The organism is Janthinobacterium sp. DSP2-3-3 (assembly GCF_049897325.1).
Taxonomy (GTDB): Bacteria; Pseudomonadota; Gammaproteobacteria; order Burkholderiales; family Burkholderiaceae_D; genus Janthinobacterium.
The window spans coordinates 63,445-84,395 of record NZ_JAFCWA010000002.1 but is presented as its reverse complement, the minus strand read 5'-3'; the positions used below and the strand labels follow the sequence as shown (position 1 = coordinate 84,395).

Annotated in this window: 19 protein-coding genes; 10 read left to right on the top strand and 9 right to left on the bottom strand. The window is 62.0% G+C overall.

The window, feature by feature from the left end:
* Window positions 1-61: 61 nt before the first annotated feature.
* Together ACP7DE_RS04495 and ACP7DE_RS04490 are read right to left on the bottom strand one after the other, a co-directional pair.
* Complete coding sequence (locus ACP7DE_RS04495) at window positions 62-3,160, bottom strand: efflux RND transporter permease subunit (protein WP_426070949.1); 3,099 nt, start codon at window positions 3,158-3,160, stop codon at window positions 62-64.
* On the bottom strand, window positions 3,157-4,320 hold the full coding sequence (locus ACP7DE_RS04490) for an efflux RND transporter periplasmic adaptor subunit (protein ID WP_426070948.1): 1,164 nt from the start codon (window positions 4,318-4,320) through the stop codon (window positions 3,157-3,159). The genes ACP7DE_RS04495 and ACP7DE_RS04490 overlap by 4 nt, the downstream gene beginning before the upstream one ends.
* Before the next feature lie 293 nt (window positions 4,321-4,613).
* Between ACP7DE_RS04490 and hpnC the strand changes: the two genes are divergently transcribed.
* The 6 genes from hpnC (at window position 4,614) to ACP7DE_RS04460 (ending at window position 9,658) form a co-directional block, all read left to right on the top strand.
* The gene (hpnC, locus tag ACP7DE_RS04485; RefSeq protein ID WP_426070947.1) at window positions 4,614-5,495 is read left to right on the top strand and encodes a squalene synthase HpnC; all 882 of its coding nucleotides are present in this window, start codon (window positions 4,614-4,616) and stop codon (window positions 5,493-5,495) included.
* A gap of 46 nt (window positions 5,496-5,541) precedes the next feature.
* On the top strand, window positions 5,542-6,375 hold the full coding sequence (gene hpnD / locus ACP7DE_RS04480) for a presqualene diphosphate synthase HpnD (RefSeq protein ID WP_426070946.1): 834 nt from the start codon (window positions 5,542-5,544) through the stop codon (window positions 6,373-6,375).
* A gap of 7 nt (window positions 6,376-6,382) precedes the next feature.
* On the top strand, window positions 6,383-7,735 hold the full coding sequence (gene hpnE, locus ACP7DE_RS04475; protein WP_426070945.1) for a hydroxysqualene dehydroxylase HpnE: 1,353 nt from the start codon (window positions 6,383-6,385) through the stop codon (window positions 7,733-7,735).
* Between the two features lie 130 nt (window positions 7,736-7,865).
* Entirely contained in the window at window positions 7,866-8,021 is a 156-nt protein-coding gene (locus ACP7DE_RS04470; protein ID WP_426070944.1) for a hypothetical protein, read from the top strand.
* 28 nt (window positions 8,022-8,049) lie between these two features.
* Window positions 8,050-8,841: a DUF1700 domain-containing protein gene (locus ACP7DE_RS04465; RefSeq protein WP_426070943.1), complete on the top strand. Its 792-nt coding sequence runs from the start codon at window positions 8,050-8,052 to the stop codon at window positions 8,839-8,841.
* 10 nt (window positions 8,842-8,851) lie between these two features.
* Window positions 8,852-9,658 (top strand): head GIN domain-containing protein, encoded by an 807-nt coding sequence (locus ACP7DE_RS04460; protein WP_426070942.1) that lies wholly within the window; start codon window positions 8,852-8,854, stop codon window positions 9,656-9,658.
* Between the two features lie 22 nt (window positions 9,659-9,680).
* On the opposite strand, the gene ACP7DE_RS04455 is transcribed toward ACP7DE_RS04460, so the two are convergent.
* Window positions 9,681-10,934, bottom strand: coding sequence for a TIGR03862 family flavoprotein (locus tag ACP7DE_RS04455; RefSeq protein WP_426070941.1), 1,254 nt, complete (start codon window positions 10,932-10,934; stop codon window positions 9,681-9,683).
* 176 nt (window positions 10,935-11,110) lie between these two features.
* Here ACP7DE_RS04455 and ACP7DE_RS04450 point away from each other — a divergent pair, with 176 nt between their 5' ends.
* Entirely contained in the window at window positions 11,111-11,344 is a 234-nt protein-coding gene (locus ACP7DE_RS04450) for a hypothetical protein (protein WP_426070940.1), read from the top strand.
* Window positions 11,345-11,386: 42 nt separating this feature from the next.
* On the opposite strand, the gene moaD is transcribed toward ACP7DE_RS04450, so the two are convergent.
* The 3 genes from moaD to thrC are packed head-to-tail and all read right to left on the bottom strand — an operon-like array spanning window position 11,387 to window position 14,386.
* Window positions 11,387-11,653 (bottom strand): molybdopterin converting factor subunit 1, encoded by a 267-nt coding sequence (moaD, locus tag ACP7DE_RS04445; protein WP_426070939.1) that lies wholly within the window; start codon window positions 11,651-11,653, stop codon window positions 11,387-11,389.
* 10 nt (window positions 11,654-11,663) lie between these two features.
* Window positions 11,664-12,890, bottom strand: coding sequence for a gephyrin-like molybdotransferase Glp (glp, locus tag ACP7DE_RS04440; RefSeq protein ID WP_426070938.1), 1,227 nt, complete (start codon window positions 12,888-12,890; stop codon window positions 11,664-11,666).
* Entirely contained in the window at window positions 12,890-14,386 is a 1,497-nt protein-coding gene (gene thrC, locus ACP7DE_RS04435; RefSeq protein ID WP_426070937.1) for a threonine synthase, read from the bottom strand. The genes glp and thrC overlap by 1 nt, the downstream gene beginning before the upstream one ends.
* Window positions 14,387-14,671: 285 nt before the next feature.
* Here thrC and ACP7DE_RS04430 point away from each other — a divergent pair, with 285 nt between their 5' ends.
* Window positions 14,672-15,412 carry an AAA family ATPase gene (locus tag ACP7DE_RS04430; RefSeq protein ID WP_426070936.1) on the top strand — a complete coding sequence of 247 codons (741 nt, stop codon included), beginning with the start codon at window positions 14,672-14,674 and terminating at the stop codon, window positions 15,410-15,412.
* 36 nt (window positions 15,413-15,448) lie between these two features.
* Here ACP7DE_RS04430 and ACP7DE_RS04425 read toward each other — a convergent pair whose 3' ends face one another.
* From ACP7DE_RS04425 to kbl, 3 genes are read right to left on the bottom strand one after another with little or no spacing between them, the layout of a single operon-like run.
* A complete protein-coding gene (locus tag ACP7DE_RS04425) occupies window positions 15,449-16,861 on the bottom strand; it encodes an L-serine ammonia-lyase (RefSeq protein WP_426070935.1) in 1,413 nt (470 codons plus the stop codon).
* 48 nt (window positions 16,862-16,909) lie between these two features.
* Window positions 16,910-17,875 (bottom strand): NAD-dependent epimerase/dehydratase family protein, encoded by a 966-nt coding sequence (locus ACP7DE_RS04420; RefSeq protein WP_426070934.1) that lies wholly within the window; start codon window positions 17,873-17,875, stop codon window positions 16,910-16,912.
* A 20-nt stretch (window positions 17,876-17,895) separates the two neighbouring features.
* Window positions 17,896-19,128, bottom strand: a complete 1,233-nt coding sequence (kbl, locus tag ACP7DE_RS04415; protein WP_426070933.1) for a glycine C-acetyltransferase — start codon at window positions 19,126-19,128, stop codon at window positions 17,896-17,898.
* A gap of 220 nt (window positions 19,129-19,348) precedes the next feature.
* On the opposite strand from kbl, the gene ACP7DE_RS04410 reads away from it, so the two are divergent.
* Together ACP7DE_RS04410 and ACP7DE_RS04405 are read left to right on the top strand one after the other, a co-directional pair.
* Complete coding sequence (locus ACP7DE_RS04410) at window positions 19,349-19,924, top strand: helix-turn-helix domain-containing protein (protein WP_034751403.1); 576 nt, start codon at window positions 19,349-19,351, stop codon at window positions 19,922-19,924.
* A gap of 91 nt (window positions 19,925-20,015) precedes the next feature.
* Window positions 20,016-20,948: an STM4015 family protein gene (locus tag ACP7DE_RS04405; RefSeq protein WP_426070932.1), complete on the top strand. Its 933-nt coding sequence runs from the start codon at window positions 20,016-20,018 to the stop codon at window positions 20,946-20,948.
* Window positions 20,949-20,951 lie beyond the last annotated feature (3 nt).

The window sequence follows — 20,951 nt, the reverse complement described above, 5'->3', positions numbered from 1 at the left end:
ATCCGCCCCAGAACACGGAGCGCGACAGCGGGATCATCGCCAGAATGGAGGGTTTACTTCCTTAGTCCCCATCCTTGTCCAGCGCCACCGGCTTCTTGACCCGGAACCAGGCCGCATACAGGGCTGGCAGGAACAGCAGCGTCAAGGCCGTCGCCAGGATCAGGCCACCCATGATGGCCACCGCCATCGGCCCCCAGAACACGGAACGCGACAGCGGGATCATGGCCAGCGCGGCGGCGGCGGCCGTCAGCACGATGGGGCGGCAACGGCGCACGGCCGAGTCGATGATGGCATCCCATGGCGCCGAGCCATCCTTGATGTCTTGCTCGATCTGGTCGACGAGGATCACGGAATTGCGGATGATCATGCCGAACAGCGCGATGACGCCCAGGTTGGCCACGAAGCCCAGCGGACGGTGCAGCAGCAGCAAGGCAAATGCGGCGCCCGCCACGCCCAGCGGGCCCGTCAGGAAAACCAGCAGGGAGCGCGAGAAACTGTGCAACTGCAGCATCAGCAAGGTAAAGATGATGAAGATGGCCAGCGGCAAGTTGGTCGCGATCGATGCTTCCGCCTCGCCGCTGTCGGCCGCCACGCCTTTGACGGTGATGCGGTAGCCGTCCGGCAGCTTGGCGCGCAAGGCATCGAGCTGCGGCGCCAGCTGCGTCGACACGGTGGCGCCCTGGATGCCGTCGACCACGTCCGATTGCACGGTGATGGCCCATTCACGCTTGTCGCGCCAGACCACGCCCGGCTCCCACACGAAATGCGCGCGGGCCAGCTGCGAGATGGGCACGGACTTGCCCGTTGCCGTCGGAATATTCGTGTCATTCAGCACAGAAATCGTCGCCCGTTCGGCCAAAGGCTGGCGCACCTGGATATCGATCAGCTTGTTGTCTTCGCGGAACTGGCCGATGACGGTACCCGATAGTATCGTATTGGCCGCCTGCATCACCGTTTTCGAGGTGACGCCCAGCGCGCGCATCTTGTCCTGGTCCAGGTCCAGGCGCAGCACTTTCACCGATTCATTCCAGTTGTCGTTCACACCCAGGGTGTTCGGATTGGCGCGCAGGATGTCCTTGACCTGGTCGGCGATGACGCGCACGCCCGCCACTTCCGGTCCCGTGACACGAAATTGCACGGGATACGGCACCGGCGGCCCGTTCGGCAACAGTTTTACCCTGCCCCGCACTTCCGGGAAATCCTTCTTGAACACGTCGACGATTTGCTGGCGCAAGCGTTCGCGGTCGGCCAGACTCTTCGGCAAAACCACCACTTGCGACACATTGGTCTGCGGGAATATCTGGTCCAGCGGCAGGTAGAAACGGGGACTGCCCGTACCCACATAACTGGTCACGCTATCCACGCCGTCGAGCTTGCTGACGAAGGCTTCGAATTTCTTCACCTGCTTCTCGTTCGCGGCAAAGGTCGTGCCTTCGGGCGACCACAGCTCCACCATCAGTTCAGGACGGCTGGAATCGGGAAAGAATTGCTTCTCGATAAAGTTAAAGCCATAAATACCCAGCGCAAAGATGGCCAGGGTGGCGGCGATCGTCGTCTTGCGCCATTCCACGCACCAGGTGACGGCACGGCGGAAGCGGCGGAAGTTAGGCGTATCGAACAATTCATGGTCGTTATGCGCGTGCGGCTTGACCTTCAACAAGACATAGCCGATATAGGGCGTAAAGACGACAGCCACCACCCACGAGATGATCAGGGCCAGCGCATTGACGGAGAACAAAGAGAACGTGTATTCGCCGGCGGCCGACTTGGCCAGGCCGATGGGCAAGAAACCCGCCACTGTGATCAAGGTGCCCGTCAGCATGGGCATGGCCGTCGACGTGTAGGCGAACGTCGCCGCATCGAAGCGCGACATGCCCTCTTCCATCTTGCGCACCATCATCTCGACGGCAATGATGGCGTCATCGACCAACAGGCCCAGCGCGATGATCAGGGCGCCCAGGGAAATTTTGTGCAAGTCGATGTCGAGTAGGCGCATGAACAGGAAGGTGACGGCCAGCACCAGCGGGATGGTCAGCGCCACCACCAGGCCGGGCCGCACGTCGATGCGCAGCGGTTTCGTGTGCAAGCCCAGCGCCACAAAGCTGACGGCCAGCACGATCAAAATGGCTTCGATCAGGGTATGCACGAACTCGCCCACGGAAGCGGACACGGCTTCCGGCTGGTTCGACACGCGCTGCAACTCTATACCCACCGGCAATTCGCTCTTCATGCGCGTCACCGTCGCTTGCAAGGCCTTGCCCATGTCGATGATGTTGCCGCCCTTTTCCATCGACACACCCAGGCCGATCACTTCCTTGCCATTGAAACGCATCTTATCCTTGGGTGGATCGACGAATTCACGTTTCACGGTGGCAAAGTCACCGAGGCGGAAGGTGGTGCCGTTGGCGCGCAGCTCCAGATTCTCCAGGTCCTTGACGGTGACCATGGCGCCCGTCACGCGCACTTGCAGGTTATCCGTGGGCGTCACCAGCACGCCCGTGGCGTTGATGCTGTTCTGTGCAGACAGTTGCTGCACGATGGCATCGAATGGAATGCCCAACTGGGCAAATTTCTTGTGCGAAAAGATGATATTGATCTTTTCGTCTTGCACGCCGAACAGTTCCACCTTCGATACCTGTCCCACGGCCAGCAGCTCCTGGCGCACCTTGTCCGCGTAATCCTTCATTTCCGCGTAGGTAAAACCGTCGCCGGACAGGGCGAAGATGGAGCCATACGTGTCGCCGAACTCGTCATTGAAGAACGGGCCCACCACGCCGGCCGGCAAGGTGCCCTGGATGTCGCCGATCTTCTTGCGCACCTGGTACCAGGCAGCCGCCGTCTCCTTGGGCGGCGCCGATTCGCGCAATTCGAGCAAGATCAAGGTTTCGCCCGGCTTCGAATAGCTGGTGATCTCGTCGATGTACGGCGTTTCCTGCAGCTTCTTTTCCAGCTTGTCCGTCACCTGCTCGGCCATCTGCAGCGCCGTGGCGCCCGGCCAGTACGCTTGCAAGACCATGGCGCGGAAGGTGAACGGGGGATCTTCATCCTGGCCCAGGCTGGCATAGCTGAGCATGCCGCCGATCAGCAGCACGGCCATCAGGTAACGCGTCAGCGGAATGTGTTCGAGGGCCCAGCGCGACAGATTGAAACCGCCCTTCATTTGGCCGCACCCACGCTGACGGCGGCAGCGGCAACATCAGGCGTGCTGGCCAGTTCGGCGCCGAGGATGGACACTTTTTGGCCAGGCTTGAGCAAGTTGACGCCGGCCGTGACCACCGTCTGGCCCGCTTTCACGCCCGAGATCAGCAGCAACTCATTGCCCGCCACGCCGCCCACCGTCACCGGCACCAGCTTCACGGCGCCGTTTTCCACCACCCACACGGAGCTTTGCGACTTTTCATTGAACAGGGCCGTCAGCGGCACCTTGATCTGCGGCGTGGCCGTCTGCGAGGCGAACTGCACCACGGCCGTCATGCCCAGACGCACTTGCGGCGCGTCCGGGATGCTGACCTTGGCCAGGTAGGTGCGCGTGGCGGCATCGGCGACGGGCGACACTTCGCGTATTTTGCCCGGCAAGCCCTGTTTCGGGTCGGCCCATAGGCGCACCACCACATCCTTGACGCCGCGCAAGGTTTCCACTTTGTCTTCGGGAATGCCGATCACGACTTCCTTCTCGCCGCTCCTGGCCACTTGCACCACGGGCGTGCCGGGCGCCACCACTTGCCCTACTTCGGCCTCGATGCGCGTGACGACGCCATCGACGTCGGCCAGCAAGCTGGCATAAGCGGACTGGTTCGCCTGGCCCCGGTACAGGGCCTGGGCCGCTTCCACATTCGCCTGCGCCGCCTTGTAAGTGGCGTCCTTGCCATCGAGCACGGCCTGGCTAACGAAATTTTTCTCGCGCAAATCCTGGTAGCGCTTCAGTTCGGCGCGCGCCAGGTCGCGGTTTGTTTCCGCGCTGACCAGCGATGCCTTGGCCTGCGCCTGCGACAGCTGCAAGTCGGCTGGATCGAGCTGCATCAGCACTTGCCCTTTCTTCACGCTGGCGCCCACATCAACCTTGCGCGCGACGATCTTGCCACCCACGCGGAAACCCAGTTGCGACACCACGCGCGGCACGACCTCGCCCGCCAGCTCGGCACTCACGTCAACATTGCTACTAGACAACACCATCGCGCGCACGGGGCGCACGTCTTCGACTTTTGCGACAGGCTTGGAACAGGCCGCCAACGTCAGCGCCAGGGCGGCGCCGGCGATCAGGCGAAGGGCGGGCAGTGCGGGTGCGCCGGTCTCGCGGCGCAGGGTTTTCAGGGCAAACAAGGTATTTTCCTTTACTATGCGGGCTGTTAGATTTTCACGTGAGGAAACTTTTCGCTTGCTAAGTGATGCTAGCCAAACTTTTTCGCACACGATATCCTTAAATTTGTGACAATATCAGCTTGGCCATGACAAGGAGTGACTTTCCCCTAATGACTTTCTGGTTATTAATTATAATCGTGCGTAAAAGCTTTTAGTGACTTCTGCGTCATTAATCTTGAGACATACAACGTTCGGCAATCCTCCTGCGCTGGCAGGGTGCCGGAAAAAACTGCAAGACTAAAGAAGCGTGTTCAATGCCTGTAGACCATTACGAAAATTTTCCTGTTGCATCATTCCTGCTGCCGCGCCGCCTGGTGCCCGCCGTCGAAGCCATCTATGCCTTCGCCCGCAGCGCCGACGACCTGGCCGATGAAGGCGACGCCACGCCGGCCGAACGCCTGGCGGCCCTGCACGCCTACGAAGAGGCGCTGGGCCGCATTTCCCGCGAGGAAGGCCATGCTGGCGAGAACGCCGCCATGTTCGAACGTCTGGCCGCCGTCATCGCCAAATTCCAGCTGCCGCTGAAGCCGTTTTACGACTTGTTGTCGGCCTTCAAGCAGGATGTGCATACGACGCGCTACGCCAGCTACGCCGACCTGCTCGATTACTGTGCCCGCTCCGCCAACCCCGTGGGGCTGCTGATGCTGCACCTGTACGGCGCGGCAGATGAACAGAATGTACGCGATTCCGATGCGATATGTTCAGCTTTGCAACTAATTAATTTCCTGCAAGACGTCGCCATCGACCAGCAAAAAGAGCGCATCTACCTGCCGATGGAAGACTTGAGCCGCTTTGCCGTCTCCGCAGCCGCCTTCGAGCGACCCGAGGCGCACGGCAAGTGGAGCGCCCTGATGCGCTTTGAAGTGGCCCGCACGCGCGCCCTGATGCTGTCCGGCGCGCCGCTGGCCCTGCGCCTGCGCGGGCGCATCGGCTGGGAACTGCGCCTCGTGGTGCAAGGCGGCTTGCGCATCCTCGACGCCATCGAAGCCGTCAATTACGACGTCTTCCGGCGCCGCCCCAAGCTGGAAAAACGCGACTGGCTGATCATTTTCTGGCGCGCCCTGCGCATGTCGCGCAAAAGCCTGCATCAAGAGACACAAGTAAAAACGGCTTTTCCCCCGTCGCCCACTCTGTAAGACGATAGAATAGCGGCTTCGATCTGCAACCCTTGCTCTTTTGACTATGTCTCCCGACGAATACTGCCAACAAAAGGCCGCCCAGAGCGGCTCCAGCTTCTACTACAGCTTCCTGTTCCTGCCTGCCGAACGCCGCAAGGCCATCACGGCCCTGTACGCCTTCTGCCGCGAAGTCGATGACACGGTCGATGAATGCACGGACGAAGCCGTGGCACGCACCAAGCTGGTCTGGTGGCGCAAGGAAGTCAAGGCCATGTATGAGGGCAACCCCACGCATCCCGTGATGCGCGCGCTGCAGCCGCACCTGGACATCTATCAACTGGAAGAAAAGCATTTGCAGGCCATCATCGACGGCATGGAAATGGATTTGAACCAGACCCGCTACCTCGACTACCAGGCCATGAGCCGCTATTGCTGGCACGTGGCCAGCGTGGTGGGCATCTTGTCGGCCAGCATCTTTGGCGCGACGCGCCCGGAAACCCTGCTGTACGCGGAAAAACTGGGCCACGCCTTCCAGCTGACCAACATCATCCGCGACGTGGGCGAAGATGCGCGCAAGGGGCGCATCTACCTGCCGATCAGCGAATTGCAGCAATTCAATGTGACGGCGGCCGACTTGCTGAACGCGCGCCACAGCGAAAACTTTGAAAACCTCATGCGTTTCCAGGTGGCGCGCGCGCAGACGGCATATGACGAAGCGTTCGCGCTGCTGCCTGCCGAAGACCGCCGCGCCCAGCGCCCTGGCTTGATCATGGCCGCCATCTACCGCACGGTGCTCAATGAAGTCGAGCGCGACGGCTATCACGTGCTGAAACAGCGCATCTCGCTGACGCCGATCCGCAAACTGTGGCTGGCCTGGAAGACCTGGGTTCGTGGTTGAGAGTAGCGTGAAGCAACGCTACGCCGTCATCGGCGCCGGCTGGGCCGGTTGCGCGGCGGCCATGGAACTGGCGCGCGCCGGTCACTCGGTGACCGTGTTCGAGGCGGCGCGCACCCTGGGTGGACGCGCGCGCCGCGTCGAACGCGAAAGTACCATACTCGACAACGGCCAGCACATCTTGCTGGGCGCCTACACGGAAACCTTGCGCCTGATCAAACTCGCAGGGCAAGACCCTGCCGAGCTGATCCTCACCCTGCCCCTGCAGATGCGCTATCCGGCCGGTTCTGGCGGCATGGATTTCATCGCGCCGCGCCTGCCCGCGCCGTTGCACCTGGCATGGGCCCTGCTGCGCGCCAAAGGATTATTGCGCGCCGACAAGCTGGCCTTGATGCGTTTTTCCACCGCCATGCGATGGATGGGCTGGCAACTGTACAACGATTGCACGGTCAGCGAATTGCTGCAGCGCTTCGACCAGACGGAGCGCTTGAACCAGCTGATGTGGCACCCGCTGTGCCTGGCTGCGCTGAATACCCCGCCCGAGCGGGCCTCGGCCCGCGTCTTCATCAACGTGCTGCGCGACAGCCTGGGGGCGAGCCGCCGGCGCGCCTCCGACATGCTGATCCCGAAAGCGAACCTGACTAGCCTGTTGCCCGACGCGGCAAGCCGCTATATCGCGCAGCATGGCGGCGAAGTCAGGACGGGCGCCAAGGTTGCAGTCTTGCAAGCCTTGTCCGATAGCCGTTGGCAGCTCGATGACGGGGAAAGCTTTGACGGCGTGATCGTGGCCACCTCATCCGTACAGGCCGCCAGCCTACTGCAAGGCTTGCAGGATCCGCGCCTCGATGATGTTATTACCAAAATGCAAGCCTTCACGCCGGAAGCCATCAGCACCTGCTACCTGCAATACGACGCCTCGTTACGCCTGGACTTGCCGTTTTACGCTCTCGTCGATGCACCACAGCAGCAGCACTGGGGCCAGTTCGTTTTCGACCGGGGCCAGCTCGACGCCAGCCAGGCGGGCTTGCTGGCCGTCGTCATCAGCGCGTCCGGCCCTGCCGCCGAGCAAGGTCACTCACCGCTGGCGCAAGCCATCGCGGCGCAACTGGCGCAGGTGTTGCAACGCCCTGCCCTGGCCCAGCCCCTGTGGACCCAGCTGATCACGGAAAAGCGCGCCACCTTTGCCTGCACGCCGAACCAGGCGCGCCCCGGCAACGCCAGCGGCATGCCGGGCCTGCTGCTGGCAGGCGACTATACGGCCAATGAGGACCGGACGCAGGACTATCCGGCCACCATCGAGTCGGCCGTGCGCAGCGGCGTGGCGGCAGCCAGGGGTATCATCACGGGCAAGGTGGCAAAGTAGACTTGACGGTGCGTCCTGCCCTGGTGTCGCTCGCCCCCGCGAAATTGCATTCTGTCGCACCGCGCTGGTGCAGCTGCGTGCGCTTGGGTACAGTCTGATCATCGACAACGGCCATGCCACGGGGAATACCATGCACACCACCTTGCACTTGAAAAACAGCTTGAAAGCCGTGGCGCTGCTGGCTTGTGTGGCGCTGGCCACCCTGATCGTCATGCACGTACAGCAAGCGCCACAATCGCCATTGCTGCTGAGCCAGGCAAGCATGCTGCTGCCGGCAGTGGGCTGACGCGGCGAAGCGAACGGATAGGAAGAATATGATGAACAAGCAAGACTATCTCGACGCGCTGCGGCGCGCGCTGGCAGGCTTGCCACCGGACCTGGTGGCCAAGACCATGGACTATTACGAACAAACCTTCATCGAAGGCGCCGCGGCGGGCCGCAGCGAACACGAGATCGCCGACGAACTGGGCGAGCCGAAAAAAATTGCCCTTACCTTGCGCAGCAGCACCCACCGCCAGACTTTCGAACACAAGAAAACCCCCGTTAACCTGCTGCGCCTGCTCGTCTCGCTGCTGGGCCTGGCCATCTTCAACTTGTTCATGGTCGTGCCTGCCGCAGTCTACGCGGCCCTGCTGGCCACCCTGTATGCCGTCGGCCTGAGCTTTTACCTGGCCGGCATCGCCATCACGGCCAGCGGCTTGTCCGGCGCCAACGAACTGGTGCTCGATGGTCCGCTGCGCCATGTCTTCATCCATGACGATGACGGCGGCGAAGGCGGCGAGCGGCGCGAGACACGCATCACCATCGGCGAGACGGGCATCGAAGTCGATCACCTGCCCGGCCCCTCGCAGCGTGAATCAGCCGAACCCGAGGCGCCGGGCGCTTCGTCGCGCATGATGGAGCGGGCCGAAGCGCTGGCCGGTGGCGGCATCCGCATCTCCACCGACATGGACCGCGATGCGCGCACCACGCAAACCGTCTTCGGCGTGGGCATGCTGCTCGGCGGCATCGCCATCTTCCTGCTCAGTCTGGTGGTCACGCGCTATACCTTGATCGGCATCAAGCGCTACATCGCCATGAATGTCTCCCTGCTCAAAGGTCACTAGAAAGGCTGCCATGAAACGCTTGCTCAAAGTTGGCCTGTCCATGCTCCTGCTGGCACTGGTCTTGATCGCCATGTCGTATGCCGCGCTGCGCGCCAAGGGAATCAGCAATCCCAGCAGTGCTGCCGGCCGCGCCGTGCGCAGTGAAACGCGCCCGATTTCCGCCGATATCACCAGCATCGACCTGGCCGGCCCCATCGACCTGGTGCTGCGCCGCGGCGCCACGCCATCGATGAAGGTGAGCGGCGAGCAGCGTTTGCTGTCGAACGTCGCGACCACCGCCGATGGCACGACCCTGCATATCGGCCCGAAAGGCATGCTCTTCCACCATCGCCAGCCGATACAGGTGGAACTGGTGCTGCCATCGCTCGTGCGCGTGGAAGTGCACGGCAATGGCGACAGCAAGATCACGGGATTTTCCGGCGACAGTTTCATCCTGGAATTGACGGGTTCGGGCGACATCAGCTTCACCGGCCGCTACAAGCAGGTGTCGGCCACCGTCAACGGCAGTGGCGACCTCGACATCAACGGCGGCAACAGCGACAGCGTGGTGCTGGAAATGGTGGGTTCCGGACGCATAGCCGCCAGTGGCAACACAAAATTCCTGCGCGCCGACCTGAGCGGTTCGGGCGACATCGATGCCGAGCACCTGGCGGCCGACAAGGCCAGCGTCAGCCTGCAAGGCTCGGGCCAGAGCACCGTCTTCGTGCGCGACGCCGCCAACCTCACCTTGCGCGGCAGCGGCGACATCCACGTCCACGGCAATCCGCGCCAGCGCGAGATTCAGAAAAGCGGCTCAGGCGAAATTACCTGGCATTAACTTTCGGCATTAGCTTTCGGCATTAACTTTCGGCAGTAACTTTCTCTTCCAGCCACGCCACCGCCTGCTCGCCGGCCGCCTTGCCTTGTGCCAGACAAGCCGTCAGCAGGTAGCCGCCCGTGGGCGCTTCCCAGTCCAGCATTTCGCCCGCCACGAAGACGCCTGGCATGGCCCGCAGCATGCTGCCTTTGACACCGTCGAAGTCCACGCCGCCGGCGCTACTGATGGCTTCGTCGATGGGGCGCGGACGCTGCAAGGTGACGGGCAACAGCTTGATGGCGCGCGCCAGCTTGGCTTCGTCGGCGAAGCCGGCAGCGCTCAAGCATTCGCGCAGCAAGCCCGATTTCACACCCTTGATGCCCAGCCGGCTATTCAGATGGCTCGACATGGAGCGCGCGCCACGCGGGCGCGTGACTTCCTCGAACACGCGTTCATGGCTGTGGTCAGGCGCCAGGTCCAGCCAGATGGTGGTGTGGCCCGCAACGGCGATCTGCTCGCGCAATGCGGCCGACAGCGCATAAATCAGGCCGCCTTCGACGCCGCCCGCCGTGATGACGCACTGGCCCTGGCGCTTGATCGTCAAGCCATCGATGTCATGCGCGGTAATGGCTACCGTGGCCAGGTGTTCGCCCGCGTAACGGCTGCTAAAATGCGCGCTCCAGTCCACGTCGAAGCCGCAATTGGCCGGTGCCAGCGCTGCCACGGCGACGCCCTGCCCTTGCAGCAGCGGCACCCAGGCGCCATCCGACCCGAGACGCGCCCAACTGCCGCCACCGAGCGCCAGGATCACGGCGTCGAAGGAGTGCAGGCGTTCGCCGTCCGGCGTGGCGAAGGCCAGCTGACCGCCTTGCCAGCCCGTCCAGCGGTGGCGCATGTGAAATTGCACGCCCGCTTCACGCAAGCGGTGCAGCCAGGCGCGCAGCAAAGGCGCGGCCTTCATGTCAGTGGGGAAGACGCGGTTTGAGGAACCGACGAAGGTGTCCACGCCCAGGCCGTGCACCCAGTCGCGCACCTTCTGCGGGCCGAACTGGTCCAGCGCCGGTTTCAGGCGGTTGGCTTGCCTGGCGTAGCGCGAGACAAAGGCTTGGTAGCCTTCCGCGTGCGTGATATTCATGCCGCCGCGCCCCGCCAGCAGGAATTTGCGGCCAACAGAAGGCATCGCGTCGAACAATTCCACCTGTGCCCCCTGATCGGCGGCCGCCTGGGCGGCCATCAGGCCGGCGGGGCCGCCACCGATGACGGCGATGTGAAACGGAGGCGAACTGGAGTTGGTCATGGCATGCCGGGAAGACGGTGAAAACCCCGGCATTTTAGTCGAGATTGGCCCGGATATGGCCCGGATATGGCCCGCCGATGGCGATTGCGCCCAAAAATGGGGCATACTGCACCAGGCATGCTGCAATCATCGGCAGTTTCATATCACTTGACGACAAAACACGAGAGGAGAAACACATGGGCGCAGGATTCTGGATTTCCCGCTATTTGCTGGCCAGCTCGATTTTATTCATCATCCTGACGGTGGTCGAATACAGCAAGGGCACCACCAGCCAGGCCGACATCCTCAGCGCCCTGGCCTGGTCGCTGGTGGCATCGGCCATCTTCATCGGCTCGAAATACTGGCGCTACAAGAAAGCCATCGCCTGCGCCACGTGCAGCGGGGACAAGCCAGGAACCAAGTCGTCATAAGAAAATGGCCGCTTCAGCGGCCATTTTCTCAAGTGGGCATTCTCAGCCGCCCGTCACGGGCGGGAAAAACGCCACCTCGTCGCCTTCGCCTATCACGGTGTCGGCATCGCACATCACCTGATTATGCGCCATGCGCAGCGCGCGGCCCTGCGCCAGCGCATATTCCCAGTTGCCACCGCGGGCGATCAGGAGATTTCTCACATCGCCCACGGTACGCAGCGGCACGGCCCCCTCCTCCAGCACCAGCACTTCCTGGGCCGTGCCCAGCAACTCGCGCACGCTGGCGAAAAAACGCAGATTGATCTTCATCGACACTTCCTTAGTACAGCAATTCGTTAAACGGGATAAAGCGCAGCATGTCGCCGCGCGCAATCGACAGCCCCGGCGGGCAGTCGATCAAGCCGTCACCCCACACGGTGGAGGTCAGCACGCCCGAGCTCTGGTTGGCGAACAGTTCCAGCTCGCCGTCGTCATTGATCTTGGCGCGCAAAAACTCGTTGCGCTTGTCCGCCTTCAGGCGTTCAAACGCGGCCGGCAGCTTGTAGCTGCGCGGCGCCAGATTTCCCGCCACGCCTTGCAGGCGCAGAATGAACGGGCGCACGAACAGCAAGAACGTGACAAAGCTGGACACGGGATTGCCGGGCAAGCCGACAAAGAACGCATTCTGCACTTCGCCAAACGCCAGCGGTTTGCCCGGCTTGACGGCGATCTGCCACATGTTCAGCCGCCCTTCCGCTTCCACGGCCGGCTTGATATGGTCTTCCTCGCCCACAGACACGCCGCCCGAGGTGATGATAAGGTCATTGCCCTGGGCCGCCTGGCGCAGCACGGCTTTTGTCGCTTCCAGGCTGTCGGGCACGATGCCCAGGTCCGTGATCTCGCAGCCGAGGTTTTCCAGCAAGCCGCGCAGAGTAAAACGGTTCGAGTTGTAGACGGCGCCCGGCGCCAAAGGCTGGCCCGGCATGGCCAGTTCGTCGCCCGTGAAAAACACGGCCACGCGCAGCTTGCGCAGCACCGGTACTTGCGCCAGGCCCACCGAGGCGGCCAGGCCCATTTCCTGGCTGCGCAGGCGCCGGCCCGCACCGAGTATCTCGCCGCCGGCGCGGATATCCTCGCCCTGGCGGCGCACCCATTCCCCGGCTTTCGGCACGTGATTGACCGTCACCATGCCGTCCGCCGCCGTGCACTGCTCCTGCATCACCACGCTATCGGCGCCGTCCGGGATCAGGGCGCCCGTAAAGATGCGCGCCGCCGTCCCCGGCTGCAAGGGCTGGCCCACGTGGCCGGCCGCGATGCGCTGCGACACGGGCAAGCTGGCCGCGCCGCTGGCGCAATCTTGCGCGCGCACGCAATAGCCATCCATCTGCGTGTTGTCGCGCTCAGGCACGTTCAGGGTCGACGTTTGCGCCGTGGCCAGCACGCGGCCGTTGGCGCGCATGGTGTCAATGTGCTCCACTTCGGTCACCGGGCGCGCCGCGGCCAGCATGAAGGCTTGCGCCTCGGCCACCGACAGCATCGGTTTGCGTACAGTGCTGGCGTCTGTCATCACAATCCCGTGTTCGAGGCGATAAACGCCTTCATTTTCTCCACGTCGGCATCCATCACGACGAACTTTTGCGGCAAGTCTTCGATGTTCTCGAAACCGTTTGGCCGTTCAGCATCCACGCCCAGCGCTTCGAGGATGGTTTCGTTGAACTTGGCCGCCAGCGCCGTTTCCAGCACGATCATCGGCACGTTGGGCTCCAGGTGCTCGCGCGCCACCTTGATGCCGTCGGCCGTGTGCGTGTCGATGGTAATGCCATAGTCGTCGGCCACATCGCGGATGGTGTCGAGGCGGTCCTGGTGCGTGGACTTGCCCGACTTGAAGCCATATTTGGCGACTTGCTTGAATTCGTCGCCGTCGCTGCCAGGTTTGCCGGACAGGTCAAAACCGCCGTGCGTTTCCACTTTGGTAAACAGGGCGCGCACGCGCTCGCTGTCGCGGCCCACCAGGTCGTAGACGAAGCGCTCGAAGTTCGACGCTTTCGAGATATCCATCGACGGGCTGCTGGTGTGGTAGGTCTCGGCCGACTTGCGCACGCGGTACACGCCCGTGCGGAAAAATTCGTCGAGCACGTCGTTTTCATTCGTCGCCGCCACCAGCTTCGAGATGGGCAAGCCCATCATGCGGGCGATATGGCCGGCGCAGATATTGCCGAAATTACCCGAAGGCACTGTGAACGACACTTTTTGCTCGTTGCTGGTGGTAGCCGCCAGGTAGCCGCGGAAGTAGTACACGACTTGCGCCACGACGCGCGCCCAGTTGATGGAATTAACGGTGCCGATTTTCTGCTTTGCCTTGAACGGCAAATCGTTCGAGACGGCCTTGACCATGTCCTGGCAATCGTCGAACACGCCTTCGACGGCGATGTTGACAATGTTCGGGTCTTGCAGGCTGAACATCTGCGCCGTCTGGAACGCGCTCATTTTCTTGTGCGGCGACAGCATGAAGACGCGGATGCCCTTCTTGCCGCGCATCGCGTATTCGGCCGCACTGCCCGTGTCGCCCGACGTGGCGCCAAAAATATTGAGTTCGGCGCCCGTCTTGGCCAGGGTGTATTCGAACAGGTTGCCCAGCAACTGCATGGCCATGTCCTTGAAGGCCAGGGTCGGGCCGTTCGACAGCGCCTGCAGCATCAGGGTGGTCTGGCCGCCCTTGACGACGTTTTCTTCGAGCACGCGCAGCGGCGTGATGTCGGCCGCGTTTTCGCCGGCGCGGGCATTCTTGTAGACAGCTTTGGTATAGGTTTTCGCCGTCAGTGCCTTCAAGTCCGCGGCCGGGATATCGGTGGCGAACTTCTTCAGGATTTCGAATGCCAGGTCGGCATACGACAATGTGCGCCAGGCGTTGAGCTCGGCACCAGTGACTTGCGGGTAGTGTTCTGGTAGATACAGTCCGCCATCGGGGGCCAGGCCGCCCAGGAGGATGTCGGAGAATTGCTGCAAAGAAGACTGTTGCGACTGCGATGGCGCTTTATCAGCGCGGGTAGACACGTAGTGCATAAATTTGAAGAGTCCAGTTGAGCTGAGTGCGGTTGATCATGAATGGCAACGGATATTATAGTGCCAGCCGCCGTCCAAGGCGAATCGCGTGGCGCCAGCCAGATCAAGATGTGACAATTGGAGAGCCTGAGTGTTATCAAACAAGCCATAATGGCATGAGATCAAGCCAGGCGAACATCGCAGGCGTATGCACTGGCGTGCGCCGCCGATTTGCGCCACACTGTGCTGAGTGTCCCTTGATGTAACCATTAACGGAGTCGAAAACCATGGAGTCGAAAACCGGCCATGCCGATCAGTAAAAAACCGTATTTGCAAAGCGCCGCGCTGCGCCCCGACGCTGTCGTCGACCTGGACCACTATCCGTTCACCATCCCCGCCATCCGCGACTTCGTGCAGATGGACTTCCACCGCGACGTGACTTTTTTTGTGGGCGAGAATGGCAGCGGCAAGTCGACCATGCTCGAAGCCCTGGCCGTGGCGCTGGGATTCGGCAAGGATGGCGGCACGCGCAACGTGCGCATCGCCCTGCCGTCGGACGAGGAGTCGGGCTTGCACGCGCACTTGCGCTTGAGCAAGAGCTACAAGAAGCCCGAGGACAGCTATTTCCTGCGCGCCGAAAGCTTTTTCAACGTCGCCACCTACATGGACGACATGCCTGAATACCTGGCCAGCTACGGCGGCAAGTCGCTGCACGCGCAATCGCACGGCGAAGCGTTCATGGCGACCTTGATCAACAAGCTGCGCGGCAAGGGCTTGTATCTGTTGGACGAGCCCGAGGCGGCCCTGTCGCCCAGCCGCCAGATGGCGGCCCTGTCGGTGATCCACCAACTGGTGCAGGACGACTCGCAGCTGATCATCGCCACCCACTCGCCGATACTGCTAGCCTACCCGAACGCGAAAATCCTGATGTTTACGGGCGGCGGCATCCACGAAGTGGCGTACGAAGACACGGAACACTATGCCGTGACACGCGACTTCTTGAATAACTACCCCAGGAGGCTGGAGCAGTTGTTTGAGGAGGACTAAGGCGATTCCGCCTTGACATCAACGCCCGGGACGCCCTCAACAAGCGGCGTGGTTGACAGTGATCACGTGCACGGCCAGCCCGCCCAAGGACGTTTCCTTGTACTTGTCCTGCATGTCCGCGCCCGTCTGGCGCATGGTTTCGATGACTTCGTCGAGGCTGACGAAGTGCGTGCCGTCACCCTTCAGCGCCAGCGAGGCGGCCGTAATCGCTTTCACGGCGCCCATGCCGTTACGCTCGATGCACGGGATCTGCACCAGGCCGCCGATGGGGTCGCACGTCATGCCCAGGTGGTGCTCGATGCCGATTTCGGCCGCGTTCTCGATCTGTTCATTCGTGCCGCCCAGGGCCGCCACCAGGCCGGCCGCCGCCATGGCGCACGCCACGCCCACTTCGCCCTGGCAGCCCACTTCGGCGCCCGAGATCGAGGCATTGCGCTTGCACAGCATGCCGATGGCGGCTGCCGTCAGCATGAAGCGGCGCACGCCGCCGGCCGGGTCGCTGGGGCGGCAATCCTGCGCGTAGTAGCGCAGCACGGCCGGGATGATGCCGGCGGCGCCGTTGGTCGGCGCCGTCACCACGCGCCCGCCGGCCGCGTTTTCTTCGTTGACGGCCATCGCGTACAGGCTGACCAGGTGCACGGCGTCGTGCGGCAAGTCGTTGGCGCGGTTGTCCGACGCCTTCGCCTCCTGCGCCAAGCGCCATAATTTCGCGGCGCGGCGCTTCACGTTCAAGCCGCCCGGCAGGTTGCCCGTCGTTTCCAGGCCGTGCGCGATGCAGTCGCGCATGACATGCCAGATACGGTCCAGTCCTTCATTGAGTTCCGCGTCGCTGCGCTTGACACACTCGTTAGCGCGCAGCATTTCCGGGATCGACAGGCCGCTTTCCACGCCATGCGCCAGCAACTGCTCCATGGTGTCGAACGGGAAGACGACTCTTGCGCTGGCGGCCGATTCCACCGACGCTTCGGCCTGCGCCGAGGTTTGAGCTTCTCCGGCTTCGCGGATAAAACCGCCGCCGATCGAGTAATACACCTTGTCGACCCGGCTGCCGTCCGCCATTTTCAGGGTAAAGCGCATGCCGTTCGGGTGCTCGGGCAGCGACTCGCTCTTGTGCCAGATCAAGCCGGTGGCGGCCGTAAACGGCACCACGTGCATGCCCAGCAACGCGATTTCACCGGCCGTCTCGATGGCGGCCAGCTTGCTGTCGACGGCATCGGGCGCCACGTCCTGCGGCGTTTCACCCATCAAGCCCAGAATGACGGCCTTGTCAGTGGCATGGCCCACGCCCGTCAGCGCCAACGAGCCATACAGGGCCGCCTCGACGCCCACTACCTGGTCCAGCGGACCGTATTCGACCAGAAAACGCCGCGCCGCCGCCATCGGCCCCACCGTGTGGGAACTCGACGGCCCGATGCCGATCTTGAACAGGTCAAATACGCTCATATCCATGTAGTGTCTCTTTATATTAGTATGTTTTTATGAAAGCGGGTTCGTACTTCAGGCAGCCTGCGCAGCCTGCCCCGCATCGACATTGGCCAGCATGTCGGTGACCATCTGCTCGACGCCGATCTGCGCCTTCCAGCCCCAGTCCGCACTGGCCTTGCTGTCGTCCAGGCTTTGCGGCCAGCTGTCGGCGATGGCCTGGCGGCTGTCCGGCTTGTAGCTGATCTTGAAGTCGGGCACCATGTGCACGATGGCTTTCGCCAGCTGCTCGGGGTTGAACGACACGCCCGCCACATTGTACGAAGAACGGATCTTGATCGATGCCGCCGGCGCGTCCATCAGTTCGATGGTGGCGCGGATCGCGTCGGGCATGTAAATCATCGGCAAGGTGGTGTTCGCATCAAGAAAGCAGTCATAGCGCTCGCCGCGCAAGGCCGCATGGAAGATGGCGATCGCGTAATCGGTGGTGCCGCCGCCCGGAGGCGATTTGTAGCTGATGATGCCCGGGTAGCGGATGCTGCGCACGTCCACGCCATACTTGTTGAAATAGTATTCGCACAGGCGCTCGCCAGCCAGCTTGCTGATGCCGTACATTGACGTCGGGTCCATCACCGTCATTTGCGGCGTGTTCACTTGCGGCGTGTTCGGGCCAAAGGCGGCGATCGACGATGGCCAGAAGATGCGCAAAGGTTTACCCGCTTCGCCCCGTACACGCGCCAATTCCAGAATATTCAGCAAGCCATCCATGTTCAGGCTCCACGCCTTCAACGGTGCCGCCTCGCCCGTGGCCGACAGCATGGCTGCCAGCTGGTACACCTGGGTGATGTCTTCGTCGGCGATGATGGTCGCCAGGCCGTCCTTGTCCAGCACGTTCAATTGCGCATAGCGCTTGGCCTGGTACAGATTATTCGTGCCGATGTCGCTGGCGATGACGTTGTCCGCGCCGTGCTGCTGCGCCAGTGCGCCTACCAACTCACTACCGATTTGGCCGTTTGCGCCGATGACTAAGATGCGTTCCATGCTATTTTCCTGAATTCTTATTAGTTAGTGGTGGTAGTGGTGGTAGTGGTCAGCAGACCGAGTTCCTTGCCTGCCTGCTCGAAGGCGGCCAGCACTTTCACCAGCTGTTCACGCGTGTGCGCGGCCGACAGCTGCACGCGGACACGGGCCTGGCCCATCGGCACGACCGGGTAGAAGAAGCCCGTCACCAGCACGCCCAGTTCATACAGGCGGGCGGCGAATTTCTGCGCCACGGGAGCGTCGAACAGCATCACCGGCACGACAGGATGGGTACCCGGCTTGATGGTGAAGCCGATGCGCTCGATCTCGCTGCGGAAGAAAGCCGTATTGTCATGCAGGCGGTCGCGCAGTTCCGTCGACTTGGCCAAGCGTTCCAGTACCGACAGCGAAGCGCCGGCAATCGATGGCGCCAGGGTGTTGGAGAACAGATAAGGGCGCGATTTCTGGCGCAGGGTGTCGATGACTTCCTTGCGCGCCGAGGTAAAGCCGCCCATGGCGCCGCCCAGGGCCTTGCCCAGGGTGCCCGTGATGATGTCGATGCGGCCCATCACATTGTGGTGTTCGTGCGTGCCGCGGCCCGTTGCGCCCATGAAGCCGGAAGCGTGGCATTCGTCGATCATCACCAGCGCGCCGTACTGGTCGGCCAGGTCGCAGATCTTGTCCAACTGCGCTATGGTGCCATCCATCGAGAACACGCCATCGGTGACGATGACTTTATGGCGCTTGCCGGCGGCAGTCGCCGCTTGCAGCTGCACTTCCAGATCGGCCATGTCGTTGTGCGCATAGCGGTAGCGGCCAGCCTTGCACAGGCGGATGCCGTCGATGATGGAAGCGTGGTTCAGCGCGTCCGAGATGATGGCGTCGTTTTCATCGAACAGGGGCTCGAACACGCCGCCGTTGGCGTCGAATGCGGCCGCGTACAGGATCGTGTCTGCGGTGCCCAGAAAAGCGGAAATCGCCTGTTCCAGCTCCTTGTGCACGGTTTGCGTGCCGCAGATGAAGCGCACGGAAGACAGGCCGTAGCCGTATTTTTGCGTGGCGGCAATGGACGCTTCCTGCGTCTGCAAGTCACCGGACAGGCCCAGATAGTTATTCGCACACATATTGATCAGGGTACGGCCATCGTCGCACACGACTTCGGCGCCCTGGCGCGAGGCGATCACGCGCTCGGACTTGTACAAGCCCTGCTGGCGCAGTTGATCGAGATTCTGTTGCAGACCGCTGAAAAAGGTGTTCTTCGCTTGCTCGCTCATGATGATCCTTGTGTGTCCCTGTTGTATGTGTGGTATCCGGGTGACCTCAGCCGCCATAGGGAAAGCGGCCGCTTGACCGGTGCGCGCAGTATGCTGTACCGTGAAGCGCTGTTTGAAGTCTACACGTTTCCGTGTTTATCCTCAAAATCCACTATTTCGAACTGAAATTCAATATAGTGGATATTACCCAAGCCTATTGAACTTTGCAAGCTACCTGCCGATGAAAACCAGCGTTTCGACCAATTCCCCCCCTGAAGTGGGTGCCACCCTGCAACGGCTGCGCCTTGCGCGTGGCCTGACACTGGAGGATTTGTCGCGCATCGCGGGCGTCTCGAAGTCCATGCTGTCGCAAATCGAGCGCGAAAAAGCCAATCCCACCATCGCCATCACCTGGCGCCTGGCCAACGCCCTGGGCGTGCAGATCGGCGAATTGCTCTCCAGCGCGGAAAAAGCCGTGGAAACCATCCGCATCACGGACGCCCACGAAACCCCCACCCTGCCCGGCGACCACGCGGGCTACGTGCTGCGCATCCTGGGGCCGATGGAACTGGCGGGCAAATACGAATGGTATGAAGTGACCCTGGCGCCGGGCGGCGAACTGGCGTCGCAGCCGCACGATCCGGGCACCACCGAGCATTTGACAGTGATCCACGGGAACCTGGAGCTGGAAGTGGGTACGGCGAAGAAAAAGGTCAAGAATGGCGGCACGGCCCGCTACCCGGCGGACCAGCCGCATACCATCCGCAATTTGGGAAAAACCGAGGGCAAGGCGCTGCTGGTGGTAATCCATAGATAGTTGCTTTTCAGCGGTGTGCAATAAGCTCTTTCACCCATGCTAAGATTTTGGAATAGACAAGATTTTCACTGTCTTTCATGGAGCCTTAGCAATGACGATTTCCGAAAGCACCACCCTCTTCCACAAAAAAAAGGTCGTCCAGTACGACCCTGATATTGCGCTGCAATCCGGGCAGGATATCGTCTACCGCCTCTCGCTCGAGTATGACGACAAGCGCAAGATGCCGGACTTGATCTCCGGCTTCCTGGAAAAAACTGACAAGAATGCGCTTGAGGCGCTGATCATCGGCATGTGGGGCGACCCCTACGAGGCGGGCGCTGACGAGGTGATCGCCGCGCTGGCCAGCCACGCGCCGCAGTTGCCCAACTTGCGCGCCCTGTTCATCGGCGACATGACGTACGAGGAATGCGAAATCTCGTGGATCGTGCAAGGCAGCTACAAGCCGCTGCTGGACGCTTTCCCGCAGCTGGAAGAACTGCGCATCCGTGGCGGCAATGAATTGATCATCGAACCGTTCGCGCACCAGAACCTGCGCAAGTTCACCATCGAGTCCGGTGGCCTCGATCAAAAGATCGCGCAGGCGTTGGCCCAGTCGAGCATGCCCAAGCTGGAATACCTGGAACTGTGGCTGGGCACGGACGACTACGGCTTCTCGGGCGACGTGGCGCTGTACCAGCAGGTACTGGCGCAACTGGCCACGCCAACCCTGCGTTACCTGGGCCTGCGCGATGCGCAGATCGCCGACGAGCTGGCCGTCTGGCTAGCTAACGAGCCGCTGCTGGCCACGGTCGAGACCCTGGATCTGTCGCTGGGCACCCTGGGCGACGTCGGCGCCGAAGCACTGCTGCACGGCACGCAATTGGGAAATCTGAAACGCATGGACCTGTCGCATCACTATATCTCGGAAACGAACCAGGAAAAACTCAACGCCCTGCCCTTCCCGATCAGGCTCGATGATCCGCAGGAAGACGACGAGGACGATGACGATGACGAAGTCTATCGCTATGTCGCCGTCGGCGAATAAATA

What these genes read in the sequence shown, in the direction of transcription:
- ACP7DE_RS04495 (WP_426070949.1), bottom strand. Translation starts at nt 3,160, where the DNA reads ATGAAGGGCGGTTTCAATCTGTCGCGCTGGGCCCTCGAACACATTCCG.
- hpnC (WP_426070947.1), top strand. Translation starts at nt 4,614, where the DNA reads ATGCCTGTAGACCATTACGAAAATTTTCCTGTTGCATCATTCCTGCTG.
- hpnD (WP_426070946.1), top strand. Translation starts at nt 5,542, where the DNA reads ATGTCTCCCGACGAATACTGCCAACAAAAGGCCGCCCAGAGCGGCTCC.
- ACP7DE_RS04470 (WP_426070944.1), top strand. Translation starts at nt 7,866, where the DNA reads ATGCACACCACCTTGCACTTGAAAAACAGCTTGAAAGCCGTGGCGCTG.
- ACP7DE_RS04465 (WP_426070943.1), top strand. Translation starts at nt 8,050, where the DNA reads ATGATGAACAAGCAAGACTATCTCGACGCGCTGCGGCGCGCGCTGGCA.
- ACP7DE_RS04460 (WP_426070942.1), top strand. Translation starts at nt 8,852, where the DNA reads ATGAAACGCTTGCTCAAAGTTGGCCTGTCCATGCTCCTGCTGGCACTG.
- ACP7DE_RS04455 (WP_426070941.1), bottom strand. Translation starts at nt 10,934, where the DNA reads ATGACCAACTCCAGTTCGCCTCCGTTTCACATCGCCGTCATCGGTGGC.
- ACP7DE_RS04450 (WP_426070940.1), top strand. Translation starts at nt 11,111, where the DNA reads ATGGGCGCAGGATTCTGGATTTCCCGCTATTTGCTGGCCAGCTCGATT.
- moaD (WP_426070939.1), bottom strand. Translation starts at nt 11,653, where the DNA reads ATGAAGATCAATCTGCGTTTTTTCGCCAGCGTGCGCGAGTTGCTGGGC.
- glp (WP_426070938.1), bottom strand. Translation starts at nt 12,890, where the DNA reads ATGACAGACGCCAGCACTGTACGCAAACCGATGCTGTCGGTGGCCGAG.
- thrC (WP_426070937.1), bottom strand. Translation starts at nt 14,386, where the DNA reads ATGCACTACGTGTCTACCCGCGCTGATAAAGCGCCATCGCAGTCGCAA.
- ACP7DE_RS04430 (WP_426070936.1), top strand. Translation starts at nt 14,672, where the DNA reads ATGCCGATCAGTAAAAAACCGTATTTGCAAAGCGCCGCGCTGCGCCCC.
- ACP7DE_RS04425 (WP_426070935.1), bottom strand. Translation starts at nt 16,861, where the DNA reads ATGGATATGAGCGTATTTGACCTGTTCAAGATCGGCATCGGGCCGTCG.
- ACP7DE_RS04420 (WP_426070934.1), bottom strand. Translation starts at nt 17,875, where the DNA reads ATGGAACGCATCTTAGTCATCGGCGCAAACGGCCAAATCGGTAGTGAG.
- kbl (WP_426070933.1), bottom strand. Translation starts at nt 19,128, where the DNA reads ATGAGCGAGCAAGCGAAGAACACCTTTTTCAGCGGTCTGCAACAGAAT.
- ACP7DE_RS04410 (WP_034751403.1), top strand. Translation starts at nt 19,349, where the DNA reads ATGAAAACCAGCGTTTCGACCAATTCCCCCCCTGAAGTGGGTGCCACC.
- ACP7DE_RS04405 (WP_426070932.1), top strand. Translation starts at nt 20,016, where the DNA reads ATGACGATTTCCGAAAGCACCACCCTCTTCCACAAAAAAAAGGTCGTC.